The sequence below is a fragment of the Streptomyces sp. NBC_00259 genome (assembly GCF_036181745.1).
Taxonomy (GTDB): domain Bacteria; phylum Actinomycetota; class Actinomycetes; order Streptomycetales; family Streptomycetaceae; genus Streptomyces; species Streptomyces pratisoli.
This window is the reverse complement of record NZ_CP108080.1, coordinates 2,195,527-2,212,131: the sequence shown is the minus strand read 5'-3', so window position 1 is coordinate 2,212,131 and position 16,605 is coordinate 2,195,527. Positions and strand designations below refer to the sequence as shown.

Genomic DNA, 16,605 nt, shown 5'->3' with positions numbered 1-16,605 from the left:
CCGCACCGACCGACCCCGGCCCACCATGCCTTCGAGGAGATCCCGACCATGCCAGCCAATGCCCGCCCCATAGCACTCGCCTCCGCCGTGGCCACGGCCGCCGCCCTCGGCGCCGCCGCTCTCGCCCTGCCCGCCCTCGCGGCGGAGAAAGCCCCCGCGGCAGCGGCGCCCGCGCCCACGCTGGAGCTGAAGGACGGCACGCTGGACTGGGGCTTCAAGGAGTCGTTCCGCAAGTACCTCCTGTCGCCCGTCGCGCACGGCAGGATCACCGTGGCGGACGGCGCCAAGCAGGCCCCGGACAACGGCGTGTTCACCTTCGTGGACGGCACCGGCACCTACGACACCGGGACGCACGCCACCGCCAACGCGTTCAAGGGCAGCGTGCACTTCACCGGGCACGACGGCGCCCTCGACATCACGATGTCCGACGTGAAGCTCGCCACCAAGGGCTCCGCCGCCCCCACCGGCGAGATCACCGCGGACGTCGTGGCGAAGAAGATGGACGGCACCGTCGATTCGAAGAACGACATCGCCATCGCCGCGCTCGACATGACCGGCGTACGACCGGGCCAGGGCACCGGCGGCGCCATGGTCTTCAAGGACATCCCGGCGAAACTGACGAAGGCCGGTGCCGACGCCTTCGCCGGCTTCTACAAGGAGGGCGACGCGCTCGACCCGGCCACGCTCACCGTCAAGGCCGTCACCCCGCCCCCCAGCCCGGACCCGACTCCCACGCCGACCGCCACCACGCCGTCCCCGACCCCGAGCGCGACCACGAAGCCGACCACCACCCCCTCCACCACCCAGGCGCCCGGCAAGGTCCTCAACGGCAGGCTGACGTGGGGCGTCAAGGAGTCGTGGCGCACCTACGTGGACAACACCTGCGGCGGAGACATCACGCCGGCCGGCGGTGCCACCAGGAACGGCCAGGTCTACGACTTCGGGTTCGGCAGGGCCGAGCTCGACCAGGCGGCCCGCACCGCCGACGCGGGCTTCGTCGGCAGCGTCCTGTTCGAGTGCGCCGCGCACGGCATCAACTGGACCGTCAGCGACGTCAGGGTGAAGGCGACCGGCACGTCCGGAAGGCTCGTCGTGGACGTCACCACCCTCAAGGGCACCAAGAACGACGTGACGTTCGCCGACCTCGACCTCTCCGGGGCCGACTACAACGCCATGGACGGTGTCGTCACGCTCAAGAACGTCCCGGCCAAGCTCACCAAGGACGGCGCCGCGCAGTTCGCCGGCCCGAACGGCGAGGAGTTCTACCCGCCCGGCACCGTCATCGACCCGGTGACGGTGGCGCTCACCCTCGACGAGGACGCCGAACTGCCCACCACGTCCGGTGGCTCGTCGAGCGGCGGCAGCACGGGCGGCTCGGCCACCGGCGGTGCGGCCGGCGGCGGCACGGCCGGAGGTTCCGTGGGCGGTGGCTCCGTGGGCGGATCCGGCGCCCTCGCCAGCACCGGCTCCGAGGTCCCCGCGGGCGCCCTCCTCGCCGCGTCGGGCGCGATCGCCGCCACCGGAGCGGGCTTCGTCCTCGTCGTCCGCCGCCGGGCCGCCCAGGTCTGAGTCCCACCCCTCCCGTGGCAGGGCCGCATCCGTCGCCCGGACGGATGCGGCCCTGCCGTGCACGCCCCGACCGGGATGCTTGAATGCCGGAGTGACCCACGAACGACCCCGCGGCCTCGACGTCCTCCATGTCTTCTGCGCAGGCGACGGCCGCCACGGCAACGCCCTCGGCGTCGTACGCGACGGGCGCCCGTACCCCGACGAGAAGTCCCGGCAGGAGCTGGCCGCCGAACTGGGCTTCAGCGAGACGGTGTTCGTCGACGACCCCGAGCGCGGAACCGTCGACATCTACACCCCCACGCTGCGGCTGCCGTTCGCCGGGCATCCGCTCGTCGGAGTGGCCTGGTTGCTGGACCTGGAGTGGGTGAACCCGCCCGCGGGCGAGGTATGGGCCCGCTCCGACGGCGAGTTCACCTGGATCACCGCGCGTGCCGAGTGGGCGCCGCCGCGCAGCCTGCGCCGGTACGGGTCGGCCGCCGAGGTCGACGCACTGGAGGTGCCGCCGCCCGGCGAGTGGATCTACGCCTGGGCGTGGGAGGACGAAGCCGCCGGCCGGGTCCGCGCCCGGGCGTTTCCCGGGAGGGGCGACGGTATCGACGAGGACGAGGCGACCGGCGCCGCGGCGCTGCTGCTCACCGCACAACTGGGCAGGGCGCTGAACATCACGCAGGGCCGGGGCTCGCAGATCCTCACGGCACCCGGCCCCGACGGCACGATCGAACTGGGCGGCCGCGTACGCCTCGCCGCCCGCTGATCCGGCCGGCCGGTGACCGACCGGACATGCCCTGGGCCGTCACCCGACCTAGGCGATGAGCGGGCCCCTGCTGTCCGGGGCGTAGGCCTGGCCCAGCTCGCGGAACACCGCGCCGTTGAAGTCGAAGGCGCGCTTGCACTCGTCGATGATCCGCTGCTTCTCCAGGTCGTTCGCGTTCACCTGGTCGAGCAGTTCCCGGTAACCCCGCTTGAACGCGGCCGGGTTGGCGATCTGCTCGAAGACGTAGAAGCGCACGCCGTCGCCCTTGCGCTCGAAGCCCCAGGTCCGCTCCGCCTTGTCGCGGATGATCTGGCCGCCGGAGAGGTCCCCGAGATAGCGGGTGTAGTGGTGGGCCACATAGCCCGCGGGCCAGGTGCGGGCGCACTCCTCGACCCGCGCCGCGTACGCCGCCGTCGCGGGCAGCGCCTGGACACCGTCGCGCCAGTCCGCGCCCCGCAGATGCCGCAGATCGCGCTCCAGCTCGGCCGTACGGAACAGCTCCGGCTGGATGAAGGGGCCGGCGACGGGGTCCTCCCGGAGCGTCCCGGCGGCGTCCTCCAGCGCCCGGTACACGAACCACAGCTGCTCCGTGTAGCGCGTGAACGCGTCCACCGCGAGCCGGCCGCCCAGCAGGTCGCTCATGAAGGTCGACGTCTCCGCCTCGGTGTGCTGCTCGTGCGACGCGACGCGGATCAGGGTCGAGAAGGGCGTGTCCAGCGTGTCCAAGGCGGGCCTCCGGGGACCGATGGGGACGGGAACCAGTAGGATCCTGCTACTTAGGCTTACCTAAGTCAACTGGTTCCCGACGACCTGTCGGTAAAAACGCTACCCGCGATCCGCCTCACGGCAACGTCTGTCTTTCGGCGACGCCCGTCCAGGGGCGGCGTCCGTCTCAGGGCAGCGTCAGGATCTCCGCCCCGCTGTCCGTCACCACCAGCGTGTGCTCGAACTGGGCGGTGCGCCTGCGGTCCTTCGTGACCACGGTCCAGCCGTCGTCCCACATGTCGTACTCATGCGTGCCGAGCGTCAGCATCGGCTCGATGGTGAAGGTCATGCCGGGCTGGATGAGCGTGGTCGCGTGCGGGCTGTCGTAGTGGGGAATGATCAGTCCGGAGTGGAACGAGGAATTGATGCCGTGTCCGGTGAAGTCGCGCACGACCCCGTAGCCGAACCGCTTCGCGTACGACTCGATGACCCGCCCGATGATGTTGATCTGGCGGCCCGGCCTGACCGCCTTGATGGCCCTGGCCAGCGCCTCCTGCGTCCGCTCGACCAGGAGCCGGGACTCCTCGTCCACGTCGCCGCACAGATAGGTGGCGTTGTTGTCGCCGTGGACACCGTTGATGTACGCGGTGACGTCCAGGTTCACGATGTCGCCGTCGCGCAGCACCGTGGAGTCGGGGATGCCGTGGCAGATCACCTCGTTGAGCGAGGAGCACAGCGACTTGGGGAAACCGCGGTAGCCGAGCGTCGACGGGTAGGCCCCGTGGTCGCACATGAACTCGTGCGCGACACGGTCCAGTTCGTCCGTGGTCACCCCGGGAGCGATGAGCTTCGCGGCCTCCGCCATCGCCTGCGCGGCGATACGGCCCGCGAGCCGCATGCTCTCGATCGTCTCGGCGTTCTGGATCTCCGGCCCGGAGTACGGCGTCGGCGCGGGCTTCCCGACGTACTCGGGGCGCCGGATGTTTCCGGGTACGGAACGGGTGGGAGAGAGCTTCCCTGGTACGAGCAGCGACTGGCCAGACATGCCAGCGAGTCTAACCGGGGGTTCCCCGCGTCCAGGGGCGCAGGGGAAGGCGGTGGGGCAGCATGGCGTCAGAGGAAGGAGCCGACGATGGCCCTGTTCAAGAAGCGCACGGTGGGCAAGCCGGGTGAGTGGTACTACTGCCTGGAGCACAAGAAGGTGGAGGAGGGACCGGAGTGCCCGGCCAAGGACCGCTTCGGTCCGTACGCCACCCGTGAGGAGGCCGAGCACGCCATGGAGACCGCGCGCGAGCGGAACCTGGAGTGGGAGAACGACCCGCGGTGGCACGACGCGGCGCGCGGCCGGGACGCGACGGCGCCCGACGACGCGTCCGACTGACGGCGATCCGGCCACCGGTCAGATCGCAGCCTCCGCCGCCGTCTCCTCCTTCTGAGCGCGGCGGCGCAGTGCGTCCTCGTCCGTCGCCGCGTCGTAGGTGACGAGCTTCGGCAGCAGCGCCGTCAGCAGACCGACCGAGGCCACGCAGAGCACCCCGCCGCTCCAGAACGCCGCACGGGTGCCGGTCCAGCCGGCCGCCGCACCCGCGCGGACCTGGCCCAGCTGCGGACCCACGCTGTAGGACAGCACCTCGATGCCCGCGAGCCGGCCGCGCAGGGACTCGGGGATCGTCTGGTTCCAGATCGTGGACCTGCCGAGACCGCTGAGCATGTCGCCCGCTCCCGCGAACGCGAGGCACAGCAGCACCAGCCAGATGTTCGTGAACCAGCCGGCCGCGGCGATCGCGAGCCCCCAGCCGGCGGCGCCGAACACCACGAACAGCCCGTGCCTGCGCACCCGGGAGGTCCAGCCGCTGGTCAGGCTCAGCACGATCGAACCCACCGACCCCGCCGCGTACTCCCCCGCAGCCTACGGCGCGGGAGGTGCCCCCAGCCCCAGCGACCACTCCGCGTCCAGTTCGTCGGCGAGGAACGGGAAGATCGTGTTGGGGAACGCGAAGAACATCGCGACCAGGTCGACCGCGTACGTACCGAGCAGCACCGGCCGGCTCCACGCGTACCGCGCCCCCTCCGCGATGCCCCGGAGCGACGGCTTGTCCGCGTCGTGGGCGGGCGGCGCGGGGGACAGCCGTGAGCACATCACCACGGAGACGACGAAGCCGGCGGCGGTCGTGGCGTACGCCGTGGCATGGCCCGCGTACGCCACGACGAGACCGGCCAGCGCAGGCCCGGCGATCGCGCCGAGCTGCCAGCGCAGGGCGTTCAGCGCGGCGGCGGCGGTCTGCTGGTCGTGCGGCACGATCCGGGCCATCAGCGAGTCCAGCGCCGGCCGCTGGAGCCCGGCCAGTGCGGAGACCCCGGCCGCCACGACGTACAGCGGCCACAGCACGGGCTCCGGCAGCAGCGCGTTCACCAGCAGGATCACCGCCATCACGGCCATGCCGGCCTCGGTGAGCAGGAGGACCCTGCGCCGGTCGACGGCATCGGCGAGCGCCCCGCCGTACAGCCCGAACACGACCAGCGGCACGAGCTCGACGGCCCCCATGGCACCGACCGCGAGCGGCGAGCCGGTCAGCTCCTTGATCTGCAGCGGCAGCGCGATCATCGCCATGAAGCTGCTGAAGAAGGTGACGAGGCCCTGCACCCACAGGAGCCGGAAGTCCCGCGAGGACCGCCAGGGCGACAGATCGGGGAGGAGCGTGCGCCCGTTGCGTCGTGATGCCACGACCCCTGATCCTCCGTGCGTGCCACGGCCCCTGGCAACCGGGTTTCCCCCGGGACGGAGTCCTGCCCGCGACGCCCGCTACCAGCGCGGTGGCGGCGGAGCGGTCAGCTGGTCCGCGAGGCGCGAAAGCCGGTCGCGCAGACGGCGCCGGCCGCGTCGCACGGACTGGAGGACGTTCTCCCCCGTCGCCGCGCTGACCAGATGCTGCACCGTGTCGAGGTCCACCTCCGCCGACCCGCTCACGGTGAGCGCCTCGTGCGCGAGCCCCAGCACCTCGGGGTCACCCGCGTCCAGCGACAGCACCGTCGCCCCGGAGCGCCGGGCGTCGTGGACCCGTTCCAGCAGCCCGGCGTCCGGCTGCTGCGGCGCCACCACCAGCAGCGTCTCGCCGCGCCCGGCCGCCGCGACCCGGCCCAGCCCGACGGCCAGGTGCGCCGGGTCCCCGGCCCGCACCCGGTGCCGTACGAGCGTGGGCGCCAGCTCGGGCTGCCCCGACCAGGCGGCCTCGTCCACGAGGTGCGCGGCCAGGTGCCACGGCTCGTACTCCGCGGTCCCCACCAGCAGCAGCCCACCGCCCTGCGGGACGACGGAGGAGCGCAGCGCACCCGCGAACCGGCGGGCCGCCGCGGGCCACTCGGTCCCGGCGAGGACCTCTCGCAACAGCGCGACGCGTACGGCATCCATGGCCCGGCATCCTGCCGTACGGGCACGGATCGCGGGGCCCGGTCGGCCGTACTCCACCCGTACGGGACGACGGCGCCCGGCCACTACCTGCGAGTAAGGTCGGATCATGACTTCCGAAGACAACGCCAGCGCCCCGAAGCCCGCAGCCAAGGACCCCTGGGACCTCCCCGACGTGTCCGGTCTCGTCGTCGGCGTTCTCGGCGGCACCGGTGACCAGGGCCGTGGTCTCGCCTACCGGCTCGCCCGCGCCGGACAGAAGGTGATCATCGGTTCCCGGGCCGCCGAGCGTGCCGCGACCGCCGCGGCCGAGCTGGGCCTCGGCATCGAGGGCGCCGAGAACGCCGAGTGCGCCCGGCGCAGCGACGTGGTGATCGTGGCCGTGCCGTGGGACGGACACGGCAAGACCCTGGAGGCGCTGCGCTCCGAACTCGCCGGAAAGCTCGTCGTCGACTGCGTGAACCCGATCGGCTTCGACAAGAAGGGCGCCTACGCGCTCAAGCCCGAGGAGGGCAGCGCCGCCGAGCAGGCCGCGGCCCTGCTGCCGGAGTCCCGGGTGACCGCCGCGTTCCACCATCTCTCCGCGGTGCTGCTGCAGGACGAGTCGATCGAGGAGATCGATACCGATGTGCTGGTGCTGGGCGAGACGCGCGCCGACACGGACATCGTGCAGGCGCTCGCGGGCCGGGTCCCCGGTATGCGCGGCGTCTTCGCGGGCCGGCTGCGCGGCGCGCACCAGGTGGAGTCGCTGGTCGCCAATCTGATCTCGGTGAACCGCCGCTACAAGGCACACGCGGGCCTGCGCGTGACCGACGTCTGACCGGCGCCCCGGCATGGGGGACACTGGTCCGGAAACACCCGTGACCGGACAGGAGCCGACCCCCATGCCCCGCCTCGCCCTCTACGCCCTCGTCATCTGTGTCCTCGCCGTCGCCGCGGCGGTCGTCTCGTTCGTCGAGGGCAGCTGGCTGGGGATCGTGTGGGTGCTGCTCGCCGGTGTGTCGTCGAACATGGCGATCTACTACATCCGCCGTGGCAGGGCGACGCGCACGACGACCACCGGCTGACCGCTTCCGTCAGCGGCTGACCGCCTCCGTACAGACCGGGTACTGCTCGGTCCAGAAGCGGTACAGGTCCTGGCCGCAGGCGACCTCCGCCCGGGAGACCCCGAGGCCGTCCATGAGGGCGAAGATCGCGTCGAAGAACGCGTGGTTGACCTCGGGGATGAAGAGGATGCCGAAGACGGCCAGCAGGCCGAACGGCGCATACGGCTCCACCTGCCGGCGGAAGCCGGGCGACAGCCAGGGCTCGATCACCCCGTACCCGTCCAGGCCCGGAACCGGCAGGAAGTTCAGGATCGCGGCCGTCACCTGCAGCAGTGCCAGGAACGCCAGGGCGAAGCGGAACGCGAGCGGAACGCCGTCGAGCGCGCCCAGCCAGAACGGGGCCGTGCACACGACCGCGAACAGCACGTTCGTCAGCGGGCCCGCGGCGGAGATCAGGCTGTGCTTCCAGCGGCCCCGGATGCGGTGCCGCTCGATGAAGACCGCACCGCCGGGCAGACCGATTCCGCCCATGATCACGAAGAGGACGGGCAGCACGATGCTCAGCACGGCGTGGGTGTACTTGAGCGGGTTGAGCGTCAGATAGCCCTTCGCGGCCACGGTGAGGTCACCGCTGTGCAGCGCGGTGCGGGCGTGCGCGTACTCGTGCAGACAGAGCGAGACGATCCAGGCGGCCGTGACGAACAGGAACACCGCGAAACCGAGGCTGGGCGAGGAGTCCGCCCAGACCGCCCAGCCGGTGACCGCCATGATCGCGCCGATGCCGAGGAAGACGGGTGAGATCCGCCGCTCGCTGCTGCGGGTGGTGGCCGAGGTCATGGACGAGGCTCCCGGGGTGGATGGCCGGCAGGGCATGCCGACCGTACAGACCGTACAGGCGGTACGGCGGAAACGTTCCGGGTGCCGAGGAGAGTTCCGCGCGTCACGGAGAATGGGCAGGTGCGCTACTCCGTACTCGGCACCACCCAGGCCCTTCACGACGACGGCAGCCCCGCCGCGCTCGGCGGAGCGCGGCTGCGGACGCTGGTGGCCGTGCTGGCCCTGCGCGGCGGACGCACCGTCCCGGTCGGTGTGCTCGTCGACGAGGTGTGGGACGGCGACGCCCCCGCCGACGCGGTCGGGGCGGTACAGGCCCTCGTGGGCCGGGCACGGCGGGCCCTCGGGCACGGCGCCGTGGTCTCGGTGGACGGCGGATACCGGCTGAGCGCCGAGCCCGACGACATCGACCTGCACCGCTTCGAGCGGCTCGCGGGGGAGGGGGCACGCGCCCTCGCGGAGGGCGATCCGGGCAAGGCCGTGGATCTCCTCGACGAAGCGCTCGGACTGTGGCGGGGCCCCGTCCTGGCCGATCTGCCGGACCGTGCGCCCGAGGTGGCCCGCTGGGAGGCGCGACGGCTGGCCGCCCGCCGCACCCGGCTGTCGGCGGCGCTCGCGCTGGGCCGGGCGGAGGAGACGCTGACGGAGCTCACCGGGCTCTGCGACGACCATCCCCTCGACGAGGACCTGCACGCGCTGCGCATCCGCGCCCTGCGCGCCGCCGGGCGTACGGCGCAGGCCCTCGCGGCGTACGAGTCCGTCCGGCGCGAGCTGTCCGCCCGGCTGGGCACGGACCCGGGTCCGGAGCTGCGCGCGCTGCACGCGGAACTGCTGCGACCGGAACCGGCGGTGCGGCCCGCCGCGCCCGACGGGCGCGCCGGCAACCTGCGCGCCCGGCTCACCAGCTTCGTCGGGCGCGAGGCGGACATCGACGCCATCCGCGAGGACCTCACCCGGGCACGCCTCGTCACGCTGCTCGGCCCCGGCGGTGCGGGCAAGACCCGGCTCTCGCTGGAGAGCGCCGAACGGGCCGTGGGGGCGTATCCGGACGGGGTCTGGCTGGTGGAACTCGCGCCCGTCGGCGACCCCGAGAACGTTCCCGAGGCCGTGCTCACCGCGCTCGGGGCGCGTGAGACCGTGCTGCGCGGGGCCAAGGCGGAGGAACTGCGCAACGCGTCCGACCGGCACGGCGACGACCCGCTCGTGCGGCTCGTCGAGCACTGCGCACGCCGGCGCATGCTGATCGTCCTCGACAACTGCGAGCATGTCGTGGCCGCGGCGGCACAGTTGTGCGAGCAGTTGCTGGAGGGCTGCCCCGGGCTCACGGTCCTCGCCACCAGCCGTGAACCTCTGGGCGTGCCCGGGGAGGCGGTGCGTCCGGTCGGCCCGCTGCCGGGGCCGATGGCGCTGCGGCTGTTCGCCGACCGTGGCGCGTCCGCGAATCCGCTGTTCCGGATCGACGCCGGTGCCGGTGCCGGTGCCGGTACCGACACGGGCACGGGTGCCGGTACGGACGCCGAGGCGGCCGCGGAGATCTGCCGCCGGCTCGACGGACTGCCCCTCGCCATCGAACTCGCCGCGGCGCGGCTGCGGATGCTGACCCCGCGCCAGATCGCCGACCGCCTCGACGACCGCTTCCAGCTCCTGACCAGCGGCAGCCGCACCGTCCTGCCACGCCAGCAGACGCTGCGCGCGGTCGTCGACTGGTCCTGGGACCTCCTCGACGACGCCGAACGCACCGTCCTTCGCCGCCTCTCCGTGTTCGCCCGTGGCTGCGACCTCCCGGCAGCGGAACACGTCTGCGCCACGAGACCCCCGGCCACCGCGGGGGCCGCCGCCATCGACGCCCGTGACGTCGTGTCCGTACTCGGCGCACTTGTCGACAAATCGCTGGTGGTCGCCGAGGTGTCGGCCGACGGCCACATGCGCTACCGGCTGCTGGAGACGGTGAGCGAGTACGCCGCCGAGCGGCTCGACGCGGCGGGTGACCGGACGGACGCCGAGCGGGCCCATCTCACGTACTACCGGGAACTGGCGCGCCGTACCGACCCGTTGCTGCGCGGGCCCGGGCAGAACGCCGCCGTCGCCCGGCTGGAGCTGGAGTACGAGAACCTGCGCACCGCGCTGCGCCGGGCGACCGCCGCGAGCGACGAGGAGGAGGGGCTGTGCCTGGTCCTCGCGCTGGCCTGGTACTGGCAGATGCGGAATCTGCGTGCCGACGCCAGGCACTGGGCACAGGCCGTCGCCGACCTCGGTCCCGACCCGTTCGAACCGCCCCTCACTCCCGCCGCGCCACTGCACACGGCCGTGACCGACACACCTCCGCCGATGGCGCCCGAACAGTTGCTGGAGGCGCGGCGCGGAGTGCGGCTGATCGGGATGGTCAGCCTGGAGCACGGGCTGGACGACTGGCTGACCCCGGAGCGGACGGCGTGGCTCCATCGGGTCACCGAGGTCTATCGCCCCGGGCTGCCGCAGACCTGCCGTTTCCCCGGGAATCTCTGGTTCTTCGCGCTCGTCATCACCGGAGACGCCGAGCGGCTCCGCCATGTGCTGGACGCGACCGTGCACGGCTGTGAGGAGTCCGGCGACGAGTGGTCGCTCGGTGCGGCCCTCCAGATGCGTGCCAACATCCTGGCCAATCGCAGCGAATGGGCCGGCGACGCGAGCGCCGACGCCGACCGCAGCCTGGAGATCTTCGAGCGGCTCGGTGATCTGTGGGGCGCGGCCGAGGCGCTGTCGGCACGGGGCGAGGCGCGGGAGCGGCGCGGTGAGTTCCGGCTCGCCGCCGAGGACTTCGCGGCGGCCGTCGACCGCGCCGAGCGGCTCGGCGCCCAGAGCCAGGTGCCGCTGCTGCGGTCCCGGCTGGCCGGCGTCCTCGTCGAACTGGACCGCGGCGAGGAGGCCGAGGCCATCCTCCGGGACGTGCTCGCCGAGGCCGGCGAGGGCGGCGCCGCCTACGAGGCCCTGCCCGCCGCCCGGCTCTTCCTGGCCCTGCAACTGGGCCGCACCGGCCGTACGGCGCAGGCGCGCGAGCAACTGGACCTGCTCGCCGAGGAGTTCCGCTCCTCCACCCTCGCGATCTTCGAGGGTTTCCGGCTGGGCTGCGTCGCCTGGCTGGACTGCCTGGAGGGCCGGTACGAGGACGCCCTGGACCACGCACACCAGGCGCTCGAGCGCGCGCTCACCCCGTTGTCGGCCATGGTCGCTCCGCATATGCCCGCGACCCATCTGGTGAGCGCGGCCGAGGCCCTCGCCGGGCTCGGCCCGGAACCGGCCGCCGATGCCGCACGGCTCCTCGGCGCGTACGAGCATGTGCTGCCGGCCGGGCATGTCGTGGCCGCCTCCCTGGAGCGGGACAACCGCGCCCGCGCGGAACGGAGCGTCCGCGCCGCGCTCGGCGACGCGGACTTCGAGGCCCGGTACGCCGAGGGCGGCGGCCTCACGCTGGAGGAGGCCGCCGCCCTCGTACACGACCGGAACCGGAGGCTCAGGGCCGCGTAGTGCCGGGACTTCGTGGGGTCAGGACTTCGTCCGGAACTTGCGGATCGCCACCGGGGCCATCGCCGCGGTGATCACGGCCGACCAGATCAGCGTCACCCACACGTCGTGGGCGACCGGGCCGCCGTTCATCAGCCCGCGGGCCGCGTCGGCGAGCGAGGACAGCGGGTTGTAGTCCGTGAACGCCTGCAGCCAGCCGGGCATGGAGCTCGTCGGCGCGAAGATCGAGGAACCGAACTGCAGGGGCATCAGCACGAGGAACCCCATTCCCTGAATCGCCTGAGCGTTCTTCATGGTCACGCCCATGGTGAGGAAGATCCACATGATCGAGGCACCGAAGACCAGCGACAGCCCGATGGCCATGAACAGCCCGGGGACGTCCGAGACGGACAGCCCGAGCAGGAAGCCGACCGTCAGCAGGATCGCCGTGGCGACCATCATCCGGCCGATCTCCACGACGATCTTGGCGATCAGCACCGAGGACCTGGCGATCGGCAGGGACCGGAAGCGGTCCATGACACCGGTCTGGAAGTCCTGGTTGAAGCCGGTGCCGACACCCATCGCGATGTTCATGCCCTGCATCGCCATCAGGCCCGGCACCACGTAGTTGACGTACTCCTGCTGGTTGCCCTTGCCGGCGATCGCGCCGCCGAAGACGAACACGAACAGCAGCGTGAACACGATCGGCATCAGCACGGCGTCGAACATCGACTCCGGGTCCTGCCGGATCCACAGCAGATTGCGGCGGACGAGCGCGCCGATGTGCCGCATGTTGCCGCGCAGGCCGATCCGGCCCTCCTCGTCCGGGACGAGGGACGCGGCGGATGCGGTGGCAGTGGCGGCGCTCATACCGCGACCTCCTGGGGAATCGAGTCGGTGACGGACAGCGGCGTCTTCTCGCCGGTGATGGCGAGGAACACCTCGTCCAGGCTGGGCAGATCGGTGCCGATGTCGGCGATGGCGAAGCCACGGGCGCCCAGCAGGCCGACCACGGCGGTCAGCTGCTCGTCGCTGAGGATCGGGACGTACAGCACGCCCTCGTCCGGGACGACCTGGGTGCCCGAGACGCCGTCCAGGCCCGCCTCGCGGACGGCCGCGGCCATGGCGGACAGCTGCGCCGGGTCCGCGGGCCGGATGCGCAGGGTCCGGCCGCCGACCCTGGCCTTCAGCTCGTCGACGCGGCCCTCGGCGATGACGCGGCCGCGGTCGATGACCGTCAGCTCGTTCGCCAGCTGCTCGGCCTCTTCCATGTACTGGGTGGTGAGGAGCACGGTGACGCCCTCGGCGACCATCCGCTGGACCTCGTCCCACACCTCGTTACGGGTCCGCGGGTCGAGGCCCGTCGTCGGCTCGTCCAGATACAGCACGGCCGGCTGCCCGATCATCGAGGCGGCCAGGTCCAGCCGGCGCCGCATACCGCCCGAGTAGGTGGCGGCCGGGCGCTTCCCCGCCTCCGTGAGCGAGAACCGCTCCAGCATCTCGTCGGCCCTGCGCCGGGCGTCCTTGCGGGAGAGATCGAGCAGCCGCCCGATCATGTACAGGTTCTCCCAGCCGGACAGCTTCTCGTCCACCGAGGCGTACTGGCCGGTGAGACCGATGACGCGGCGCAGCTGGCGGGGCTGGCGCAGCACGTCGTATCCGGCGACGGTGGCGCGTCCGGCGTCCGGGGTGATCAGAGTGGAGAGGCAGCGGACCAGCGTGGTCTTGCCGGCGCCGTTGGGCCCGAGGACACCGAGGACCGTGCCCTCGCGGACATTGATGTCCACCCCGTCCAGCGCCTTCGTCTCGCCGTAGTGCTTCACGAGGCCTCGTACCTCGACGGCGTTCCTGTCGATTCGCGTCATGGCGTAACCGTCTCAGGCGCCACCGACAATCCGCCGACAAGCCGCCGACAGGGCCCCGACGGCTGTGGAAATCCACGGCTGCGACCGAGACCGCGACTGCGACTCCGACTGCGGACGGCGCCGGCCGGCGGACGGCGACAGCCCGCCGACGGGGGAAGATCGGCGGGCTGTCGTTGGTGCCGCAGTGGTCTGAGGTGTGCGGTGGCGGCCCCGGTGGCCCGCACGGCGGGCCGGCCAGGCCGTCGGCCGTCAGTGGAAGGTGTGCTCCTCGGCCGGGAACGCCCCGCCGACGACGTCGTCCGCGAAGGCCCTCGCCGCGTCGCCGAGGGTCTGCCGCAGGTTCGCGTACTGCTTGGTGAAGCGCGGCACCTTGCCGCCGGTCAGGCCGGCCATGTCCGTCCAGACGAGGACCTGCGCGTCCGTGTCGGGTCCCGCGCCGATGCCGATCGTCGGGATGTGCAGCGAGCGGGTGACCTCGGCGGCCAGCTCGGCGGGCACGAGTTCGAGGACGACGGCGAACGCGCCCGCGTCCTGTGCGGCCTTGGCGTCGCGCAGCAGCCGGTGCGCGGCCTCGTCGCTGCGGCCCTGGACGCGGTAGCCCATCGTGTTGACGGACTGCGGGGTCAGGCCCAGATGGGACATGACCGGGATGCCTGCCTGGACCAGCAGCTCGGTCTGCGGCAGCGAGCGCTCCCCGCCCTCCAGCTTGACGGCGCCGACCCCGGCGTCCTTGACCAGCCGGGTCGCCGAGCGCAGCGCCTGCACCGGGCCCTCCTGGTACGAGCCGAAGGGGAGGTCGCCGACGATCAGGGCGCGCTTCGTGCCCCGTACGACGGCTGCGGACAGCAGGGTCATCTCGTCCATCGTGACGGGGACGGTGGTGTCGTAACCGAGATGGCAGTTGCCCATCGAGTCGCCGACGAGCATGACCGGGATCCCGGCCTCGTCGAAGACCGACGCCGTCATGGCGTCGTAGGCGGTCAGCATGGGCCACTTCTCACCGCGCGCCTTGGCGGCGGCGATGTCCTGGACGGTGATGCGGCGAGTGCCCTTGCCGCCGTACAGCGCCTTGCTGCTGTCGGCGGGCTGCGTCTGGGCAGCCTGAAGCGTCATGGTGAACGGCTCCTTCGTCATCTCGAGGCGCCCTTACGGCGTCCCCGGACCGCATCCATGGTGGCATCCCGGCGCCCGTCGCGTGAAGTGGGGCCGTTCACACCGCTGCAATGTTCCGCGGTGTTTGGGCCATCCCGGTCAATTTTCTATACGAAACGGTCTCGTATCGAAATTCCGGGAAGTACTGGGACCATGTCCATATCTCCGGGGGCTCCCCCCGCCCCGCCCCGTATCCCGGACATCGTGCACCGACGCCGCTGGGCCATCCTCGGCGTCCTGATGTTCACCGTACTCATCATGGTGCTGGACCACTCGGTCCTGAACGTCGCGGTCAAGACCATCGCGAGCCCCGCGCCCGTAGGCATCGGCGCCAGCCAGGGGGAGCTCGAATGGGCCATCAACTCCTACACCCTGGTCTTCGCCGCGCTGCTCTTCTCGGCGGGGCTGGTCGGTGACCGGCTGGGCCGCAAGCGGGTGCTGCTCTTCGGCATGGCCGTGTTCGGCGCCGGCTCGCTGCTCGCCGCGTTCTCCGGGTCGTCCACGGAACTCATCGCGTACCGCGCGGTGATGGGCTTCGGCGCGGCGTTCGTGATGCCGGCCACCCTCGCCGTCCTGATGAACGTCTTCGAACGGGACGAACAGGCCAAGGCCATCGGCATCTGGGCGGGAGGCGTGGGCATCGCCATCGCCCTCGGGCCGCTCACCGGCGGTCTGCTGCTCGAACACTTCTGGTGGGGTTCGATCTTCCTGGTCAACGTCCCCGTGGTGATCGTCGGCTTCGTCGCGATGGCGCTGCTGATCCCCGACTCCCGCGACCCCGACCCCGGCCGGATCGACCCGGTCGGCGTGCTGCTGTCCATCGTGGGACTCGTCCTGCTGGTGTACGGGATCATCCACGGCGGCGAGCTGGCCTCCCTCACCGACCGGACCGTGCTGTTCCCCCTGCTCGGCGGCCTGGCGGTGCTGGCGGCGTTCGTGGTGTACGAGATGCGCATCGACCATCCGGCGCTCGACTTCTCGCACTTCAGGAACCCCGCGTTCTCCGCCGCGATCACCGCGACCGCGCTCGCCTTCCTCTCGATGATGGGCGTGGCCTTCTTCTCCGTCTTCTATCTGCAGAGCGTGCTCGGCCACAGCCCGCTGGAGGCCGGACTGCTCGTCCTGCCGCTCGCGGTGGCCCAGTCGCTGTTCGCCCCCCGTGCCCGGCTGATCGTCGCCCGGTTCGGTGCCAGGGCGACCTGCACGGCGGGCATGGTGATGATCGCGACGGGCCTCGCGTCCTTCGCCTTCTTCGACGCCTCGACACCGTTGTGGGCGCTGGAGATCGCCTTCTTCATCCAGGGCGCCGGAATGGGGCACGTCATGTCACCGGTCACGGTCACGGTGATGCAGGCGCTGCCGCGCGAGAAGGCGGGGGTCGCCTCCGCCATCAACAACACCTTCCGGCAGATCGGCGGCGCCCTGGGCGTGGCGGTGCTCGGCTCGCTGCTGTCCGCGGCGTACCGGGGCGGGATCGAGAGCACCCTGGAGCGGGCGCCGGGCGTACCGGACAGCGCCAGGCACGCGGCGGGTGAGTCGCTGGAGGCGACCCTGGCCGTCGCGGAGAAGCTCGGACCGCCCGGGCAGGTCCTGATCGCACCGGCGTACGAGGCCTTCCTCGTCGCCATGCACCTCGCGGCGCTCTGCGCGGCGACCGTGACACTCGTGGGAGCCGTGGTCGTCGCGACCTACCTCCCGGGCCGCCGCGTGCCCGGCGAGGACGGGCCGCCCGTGCCCGGGGAGCGGCCGACGGCGGGCGTGGCCCAGGGGTGACCGGCGTCCGGGAGGATCGGC

At 72.1% G+C, this 16,605-nt stretch carries 14 protein-coding genes and 1 pseudogene; 7 read left to right on the top strand and 8 right to left on the bottom strand.

The genetic code is table 11. From position 1 onward, the window contains the following. Positions 1–48 precede the first annotated feature (48 nt). Both OG766_RS09915 and OG766_RS09910 read left to right on the top strand, forming a co-directional pair. On the top strand, positions 49–1,569 hold the full coding sequence (locus OG766_RS09915) for an HtaA domain-containing protein (RefSeq protein WP_328725059.1): 1,521 nt from the start codon (positions 49–51) through the stop codon (positions 1,567–1,569). Positions 1,570–1,660: 91 nt separating this feature from the next. After that, positions 1,661–2,323, top strand: a complete 663-nt coding sequence (locus OG766_RS09910) for a PhzF family phenazine biosynthesis protein (protein WP_266374592.1) — start codon at positions 1,661–1,663, stop codon at positions 2,321–2,323. Between the two features lie 48 nt (positions 2,324–2,371). Here the strand turns inward: OG766_RS09910 and OG766_RS09905 are convergent, their stop codons facing one another. Continuing rightward, positions 2,372–3,040, bottom strand: a complete 669-nt coding sequence (locus tag OG766_RS09905) for a biliverdin-producing heme oxygenase (protein ID WP_266378073.1) — start codon at positions 3,038–3,040, stop codon at positions 2,372–2,374. Positions 3,041–3,215: 175 nt separating this feature from the next. After that, positions 3,216–4,073, bottom strand: coding sequence for a type I methionyl aminopeptidase (map, locus tag OG766_RS09900; protein ID WP_266374593.1), 858 nt, complete (start codon positions 4,071–4,073; stop codon positions 3,216–3,218). Between the two features lie 87 nt (positions 4,074–4,160). Here map and OG766_RS09895 point away from each other — a divergent pair, with 87 nt between their 5' ends. Further along, positions 4,161–4,409 carry a hypothetical protein gene (locus tag OG766_RS09895; RefSeq protein WP_266374594.1) on the top strand — a complete coding sequence of 83 codons (249 nt, stop codon included), beginning with the start codon at positions 4,161–4,163 and terminating at the stop codon, positions 4,407–4,409. Positions 4,410–4,427: 18 nt separating this feature from the next. Here OG766_RS09895 and OG766_RS09890 read toward each other — a convergent pair. Together OG766_RS09890 and OG766_RS09885 are read right to left on the bottom strand one after the other, a co-directional pair. Next, positions 4,428–5,753: pseudogene (locus OG766_RS09890) on the bottom strand (MFS transporter). A 78-nt stretch (positions 5,754–5,831) separates the two neighbouring features. Beyond that, positions 5,832–6,437, bottom strand: a complete 606-nt coding sequence (locus OG766_RS09885; protein ID WP_328725057.1) for a hypothetical protein — start codon at positions 6,435–6,437, stop codon at positions 5,832–5,834. 106 nt (positions 6,438–6,543) lie between these two features. On the opposite strand from OG766_RS09885, the gene npdG reads away from it, so the two are divergent. Next, on the top strand, positions 6,544–7,254 hold the full coding sequence (gene npdG, locus OG766_RS09880; RefSeq protein ID WP_266374597.1) for an NADPH-dependent F420 reductase: 711 nt from the start codon (positions 6,544–6,546) through the stop codon (positions 7,252–7,254). 13 nt (positions 7,255–7,267) lie between these two features. Then, positions 7,268–7,501, top strand: coding sequence for a hypothetical protein (locus OG766_RS09875; RefSeq protein ID WP_328725056.1), 234 nt, complete (start codon positions 7,268–7,270; stop codon positions 7,499–7,501). Between the two features lie 9 nt (positions 7,502–7,510). On the opposite strand, the gene OG766_RS09870 is transcribed toward OG766_RS09875, so the two are convergent. Next, positions 7,511–8,317, bottom strand: a complete 807-nt coding sequence (locus OG766_RS09870) for a site-2 protease family protein (RefSeq protein ID WP_266374599.1) — start codon at positions 8,315–8,317, stop codon at positions 7,511–7,513. Between the two features lie 120 nt (positions 8,318–8,437). Here OG766_RS09870 and OG766_RS09865 point away from each other — a divergent pair, with 120 nt between their 5' ends. Then, complete coding sequence (locus OG766_RS09865; RefSeq protein ID WP_328725055.1) at positions 8,438–11,818, top strand: ATP-binding protein; 3,381 nt, start codon at positions 8,438–8,440, stop codon at positions 11,816–11,818. An 18-nt stretch (positions 11,819–11,836) separates the two neighbouring features. Here OG766_RS09865 and OG766_RS09860 read toward each other — a convergent pair whose 3' ends face one another. The 3 genes from OG766_RS09860 to panB all read right to left on the bottom strand — a co-directional run bounded on the left by OG766_RS09860 (position 11,837) and on the right by panB (position 14,772). Then, the gene (locus OG766_RS09860) at positions 11,837–12,664 is read right to left on the bottom strand and encodes an ABC transporter permease (RefSeq protein ID WP_266374601.1); all 828 of its coding nucleotides are present in this window, start codon (positions 12,662–12,664) and stop codon (positions 11,837–11,839) included. After that, positions 12,661–13,659, bottom strand: coding sequence for an ATP-binding cassette domain-containing protein (locus OG766_RS09855; protein WP_328725054.1), 999 nt, complete (start codon positions 13,657–13,659; stop codon positions 12,661–12,663). The genes OG766_RS09860 and OG766_RS09855 overlap by 4 nt, the downstream gene beginning before the upstream one ends. Before the next feature lie 249 nt (positions 13,660–13,908). Beyond that, positions 13,909–14,772, bottom strand: a complete 864-nt coding sequence (gene panB / locus OG766_RS09850) for a 3-methyl-2-oxobutanoate hydroxymethyltransferase (protein ID WP_266374603.1) — start codon at positions 14,770–14,772, stop codon at positions 13,909–13,911. Positions 14,773–14,964: 192 nt separating this feature from the next. On the opposite strand from panB, the gene OG766_RS09845 reads away from it, so the two are divergent. Further along, a complete protein-coding gene (locus tag OG766_RS09845; protein WP_266374604.1) occupies positions 14,965–16,584 on the top strand; it encodes an MFS transporter in 1,620 nt (539 codons plus the stop codon). Positions 16,585–16,605 lie beyond the last annotated feature (21 nt).